Raw genomic sequence first — 4,445 nt, 5'->3', positions numbered from 1 at the left:
CCCCTCTTGGGATAGGCGAAAGTCCGATAGCCGAAAATCCGAAAGCCGAGCATAGCCGAAAACCCGATAGCCGATAGCCGAAAGCGCGGGCGGCGCGGGGGGCTTATGGATGCCCACGCATGCGTAGGCATTGTACGTAGGGGCGTAGCAGCGGCCCTCCCCAAGAAGCGCCGTGCAGGAGGGGGTGTAGGGGCCGTTGCTACGCCCTTTTCGGAGAAGACCGTCAATCCATTGCATGCGGGGTGGGGGGCATGGTTCGCTTAGGAGGGCGTAGCAGCGGCCTTACATTCTCGGTGCGGGCATGGTTCTCTTGGGGGCCGCTGCTACGCCCCTACGTTGCGGGGCGAAGGGGCGCTGCGCCGCTTGGCTTCGACAAGCTGGCTTCGGCAAGCTGGCTTCGGCAAGCTGGCTTCGGCAAGCTCAGCCACCGAGCCAGCGGCGCGTTGGCTGAGCTTGTCGAAGCCAACGCGCTCTCTGCGCATGAACGCAACCCGAACGACCTGGCAGGTGGGGCGCGTGCAGCCGCTTGTCGTACCCCAAAGAGTCTACCGCGCCCCACCTGCTAGGTCTCATGGGCCTTTGGTCGCCCCCAAAACCTGCCAGGTACGCGCCGTTGGATCTTTGGGAATACCACTGGCGGCTGCACGGCGCGTACCTAGCAGGTTGTTCGCTGCCGGTTGCTCACCAGTACGCGCCGTTGGATCTTTGGGAATACCACTGGCGGCTGCACGGCGCGTACCTAGCAGGTCGTTCGGGTGTCTGCTCGGCCTCATGAGCCGCTGAGACCTGCCAGGTGCGCGCCGTTGGATGTGCAGCGGTATGAATGGCGGCTGCACGGCGCACACCGAGTAGGTGGAATGCATGAGTACTTCATGCACACGTTTATCTCAATTCTATGTGCAACTGCTTACCAAGGCATTGCGCTGCTCGAAAGAGCGTTTTGAGCGTAACAGCCGGATTATTGGGGTCTAGGAGTCTGTCGAGGGCTGGGCGGCTTGTTCCCATCCGCTCTGCCATTGCGGATTTAGACAGACCCTCTTCCTTCATGCCTTGTTCAATCTGCCATGCGAGCACGCGCTTAATCGCAACCTCATGCACCTGCTCATAGATGCCTTCTTCAACAAGAAATTCATCGAGCGAGGAACCAATATGTGGATTGATGCTCACAGCAGAATCTCCTTCATTCGCGCCCGTGCCAACTCTAGGTCGCTGCGGGGTGTACTTTGGGTCTTCTTAATGAAACCGTGTAAGAGGACGATATGCCCATTGGCAATACAGAAGAGGATACGCGCTATTCGTCGGCCTGAAAGGTTGCTACGAATCTCCCATAGATCGCTTCCCATGCACCGACAAAGTGGCATCCCAATCGGCCAACCGTATTCGACGGTTTTTACGTCTTCGCCTAACGTTCGCCGATCTTCAGGCGAAAGCTCCTTGAGCCATTCACGTACCGGTTCCTTGCCTGTTGCGGTTTGGTAGAAACGGGCAGGAAATCTCTTTTCAGGGTTCGTCATGAGTGAGTGTACCAAAAATGGTACTGATAGTCAATATACCAATTTCTAAGCTCCTATCGTATCATAGGTGGGGATGAACTAGGAGAGTGCAAAGCAATCCTCTCACCCCCACCATAAACGAAAGATCTCACGATGACCGATGCTGAACTTGCCGCCTTTGTTGGAAAGCTTCGAACTCTGCTTACTGATTGGGGCGCAGAGGGCGCAGAGATGGCGCGGAATGCGTTGGCCAAGCAAGTGAACTTGACCCCAGCCCAACGCGCCCACGTCGAGGCGCAGGTCTTTGCAGGTGGAGCAACCATAGGTGATCTACACATAGGCGATGCCGCCCATCGCGATTTCCTCAAGGGCCAGACCGAAGTCAGTGGCACCCTCCACGGTGCTGCCGTTGGGGTGAACGATGGCACCATTCAGCTCTTTTTTGGCGCACAGCCGCCCGCAGACGCCAAGCCGATGCTTGATGGCTACCTTGGTGCGCTCTGTCAGCGCTATGGCCCGCTTGCCCTTGGGCGTCTGATCACGAAGAACCATGATGGCAATGAGTGCCCAACGACCCCCACTCTCTCGCTCCGTGAGGTCTACACTGCGCTTGCCACCGATGTGCGCCTTCCGCGTGAACGCTTTACGCTGAGTCCTAAAGAGCTTGATCAGGCGCTTGCCGCTGCTGATCCCGATCGCCAGCCAACCGACCGTTTGCGTTTCCCGGTGGTTGATCTTGATCATCCCCACGAACTTGCTGCCATGCTGGATCATGATCAGCCAACCAAAGGTGATCGTTCTCTCGGCACGCTGTATACGCAGCTCTGCCGGACTCTACCGCGCCCCAAGGGACGTGATAAAGAGCAAGATCCGCCGCTCACTGGCCAGTGGTATGAACCCGAATTGGCCGTCGAGAGCATTGCGCCAGCGCGTAGCCGCATCGTCCTCTTGGGCGATCCCGGCTCTGGTAAATCTACTGTCCTGCGCTACCTTGTGGTTGCGCTGGCTGAAGCCCTTTGTGCAGGCCATACCGTTGCGCCCGCCACGTTGCGCGGTTGGGCGGGGCAGGCCATTCCTATTCCTATCTTCTGCGCCCTTGGCCCCGTCGCCAAAACCCTCGGCGACGACCCGGCTACCGACCTGGATCAGCTCATTTCTGCCGTTCTCAAAAGCGTCATTGGCCCTTCCGCACTGCGCGGCGCATTGCGCTCCACGCTGTTGCGGACATGGCACGCGGGCGGCGTCCTGCTCTGCTTCGACGGACTCGATGAGGTTGCTAGCACGCTTGAAGCCACCCAAGAGGGTAAACTCAGTCGGCGCGAGCGCATGGCCGACGCCATCAGGCGTCTTGGTCACGAGGTTGGCGATGCGCGCATGGTGGTTACCTGTCGCAGCCGCCCCTACGATATGGCTGCTGCATGGCAACTGCCAGCGCCTTGGCTCACCCGCCGTATCGAACCCTTTGCTCTTGGTCAAGTGCGTTATTTCGTTGAAGCATGGTATGCCCAGAGTTATGCGACGACGGGTGCCAAGTTCACGCCAGCGGAGGGGAAGGCGAAGGCGGCTAAACTCCTCGAAGCCATCCCGCGCAAGCCCGCACTTCACGCCATTTGCGCCTCGCCCCTGCTGCTCACCATGGTCGTTCTGCTCCACTACAACCAGACGAAACTCCCCGACGAGCGCGCCGAAGTCTACGAAGAGTTGGTCACTCTCTTGCTCGACCGCTGGGAGTGGGTGCGTTCAAGCGAGAAAGAACACGCGCATCTCGTCACCTTTGGTGAGCGTATGGGCCTGCCACACCTGCGCCCCGACGACCTGCGGGCCGCCATAGACGCGGTTGCTTACGAAGCCCACCGTACCGCCCAAGATGGTCGCGGCGTCATTGCCAAACAACTCATCTACACCCTCCTCGAACCACGCTTCCGCAGCCTCCTCAACCCTAGTCAGCCAAAGCTGGTCAAGGATGGCGAGTGGATGACCAGAGCCGCAACCTTCCTTGAACTACTGGCCCAAGAGAGCGGCCTTATCCAGCCCGATGAAGACAACAACTACATCCTGCCCCATCTCACCTTCCAAGAATACCTAGCAGCCTGCCATCTCGCCACGCAAGAGGATGTCGAAGCAGCCCACGCCCGTTGGTGCGAAGGGGGCGACCGCTGGCGCGAACCGCTCTTGCTGCTCATGGGCCGCTTGCGCAAGCAGGGCAAGCAGCGCATGGCCTTCGACTGGCTGAAATTGCTGCTCGACCCAACCATAGGCAAGCGGGAAAAGTCTTGCGCTCAGATGCAGCGCGACGCCGTACTGGCTGCGGCCTGCTACCGTGAAATGGGCGGACGCACCTACCTGCTCCTGCGTTGGCACGAGCAACCCGTCGCGGCGTTTGAGCAGTCGCTACGTCAAGCACTCGGAAGCATACTAGCCAACCCCGCAGCGGAGAGTCTGCTCCCGCTCCGCATCGAGGCTGGCACCGCCCTTGGCCAGTTGGGTGATCCGCGTTTTCCAGTTGCCATAGCGCAGTGGCAGGCCGAAGTAGCGCAGCGCAACGAAGCGTTTGGCCAACCAGCGGGCTACTGGTGCTACGTGCGCGGTCGTAGCTACCAGATTGGCGGGTGGGAAACAGACGAGCAAGCAGCAGAGGTAACCATCCCCGCCTTCTGGCTCGCCCGCTACCCGATCACCGTCGCCCAATTCGCCCCCTTCGTTGCCGTCGGCTACGGGCCGGAGGCGGAACGCTGGTGGACGCCCAATGGTTGGCAGTGGAAGCAGCGGAATAAGCACACTGAGCCGTGGGGATGGAACTACGCGCGTTTCAACAACACAAACCAGTCGGTGATCGGCGTAACCTGGTACGAAGCGACTGCCTACTGCGCGTGGCTGAGTGAACAACTTCAGCCCAGCGGCTACGTTGTGCGCCTGCCCACTGAAGCCGAGTGGGAGGCGGCAGCGGCCTAC

Annotated in this window: 5 protein-coding genes; 1 reads left to right on the top strand and 4 read right to left on the bottom strand. The window is 59.9% G+C overall.

The genetic code is table 11. The annotated features are described in order from the left end of the window. Positions 1-323: 323 nt before the first annotated feature. The 4 genes from CJ255_RS23845 to CJ255_RS21135 form a co-directional block, all read right to left on the bottom strand. Positions 324-482 (bottom strand): hypothetical protein, encoded by a 159-nt coding sequence (locus tag CJ255_RS23845; protein WP_165774868.1) that lies wholly within the window; start codon positions 480-482, stop codon positions 324-326. Between the two features lie 87 nt (positions 483-569). Then, a complete protein-coding gene (locus tag CJ255_RS21145; protein WP_097646060.1) occupies positions 570-773 on the bottom strand; it encodes a hypothetical protein in 204 nt (67 codons plus the stop codon). 109 nt (positions 774-882) lie between these two features. Then, positions 883-1,167 carry an XRE family transcriptional regulator gene (locus CJ255_RS21140; protein WP_097646059.1) on the bottom strand — a complete coding sequence of 95 codons (285 nt, stop codon included), beginning with the start codon at positions 1,165-1,167 and terminating at the stop codon, positions 883-885. After that, positions 1,164-1,514 (bottom strand): type II toxin-antitoxin system RelE/ParE family toxin, encoded by a 351-nt coding sequence (locus CJ255_RS21135; RefSeq protein WP_097646058.1) that lies wholly within the window; start codon positions 1,512-1,514, stop codon positions 1,164-1,166. Before CJ255_RS21135 ends, CJ255_RS21140 begins: the two co-directional genes overlap by 4 nt. Before the next feature lie 132 nt (positions 1,515-1,646). On the opposite strand from CJ255_RS21135, the gene CJ255_RS21130 reads away from it, so the two are divergent. Continuing rightward, positions 1,647-4,445: NACHT domain-containing protein (locus tag CJ255_RS21130; protein WP_097646062.1), on the top strand; the 2,799-nt coding region annotated here is incomplete at its 3' end.

This window comes from Candidatus Viridilinea mediisalina, assembly GCF_002532535.1.
In the GTDB taxonomy this organism is placed as follows: domain Bacteria; phylum Chloroflexota; class Chloroflexia; order Chloroflexales; family Chloroflexaceae; genus Viridilinea; species Viridilinea mediisalina.
This window is presented reverse-complemented; position numbering and strand designations above follow the sequence as displayed.

Coding starts and splice junctions, on each gene's coding strand:
- CJ255_RS21145 (WP_097646060.1), bottom strand. CDS start 773: ATGAGGCCGAGCAGACACCCGAACGACCTGCTAGGTACGCGCCGTGCA.
- CJ255_RS23845 (WP_165774868.1), bottom strand. CDS start 482: ATGCGCAGAGAGCGCGTTGGCTTCGACAAGCTCAGCCAACGCGCCGCT.
- CJ255_RS21135 (WP_097646058.1), bottom strand. CDS start 1,514: ATGACGAACCCTGAAAAGAGATTTCCTGCCCGTTTCTACCAAACCGCA.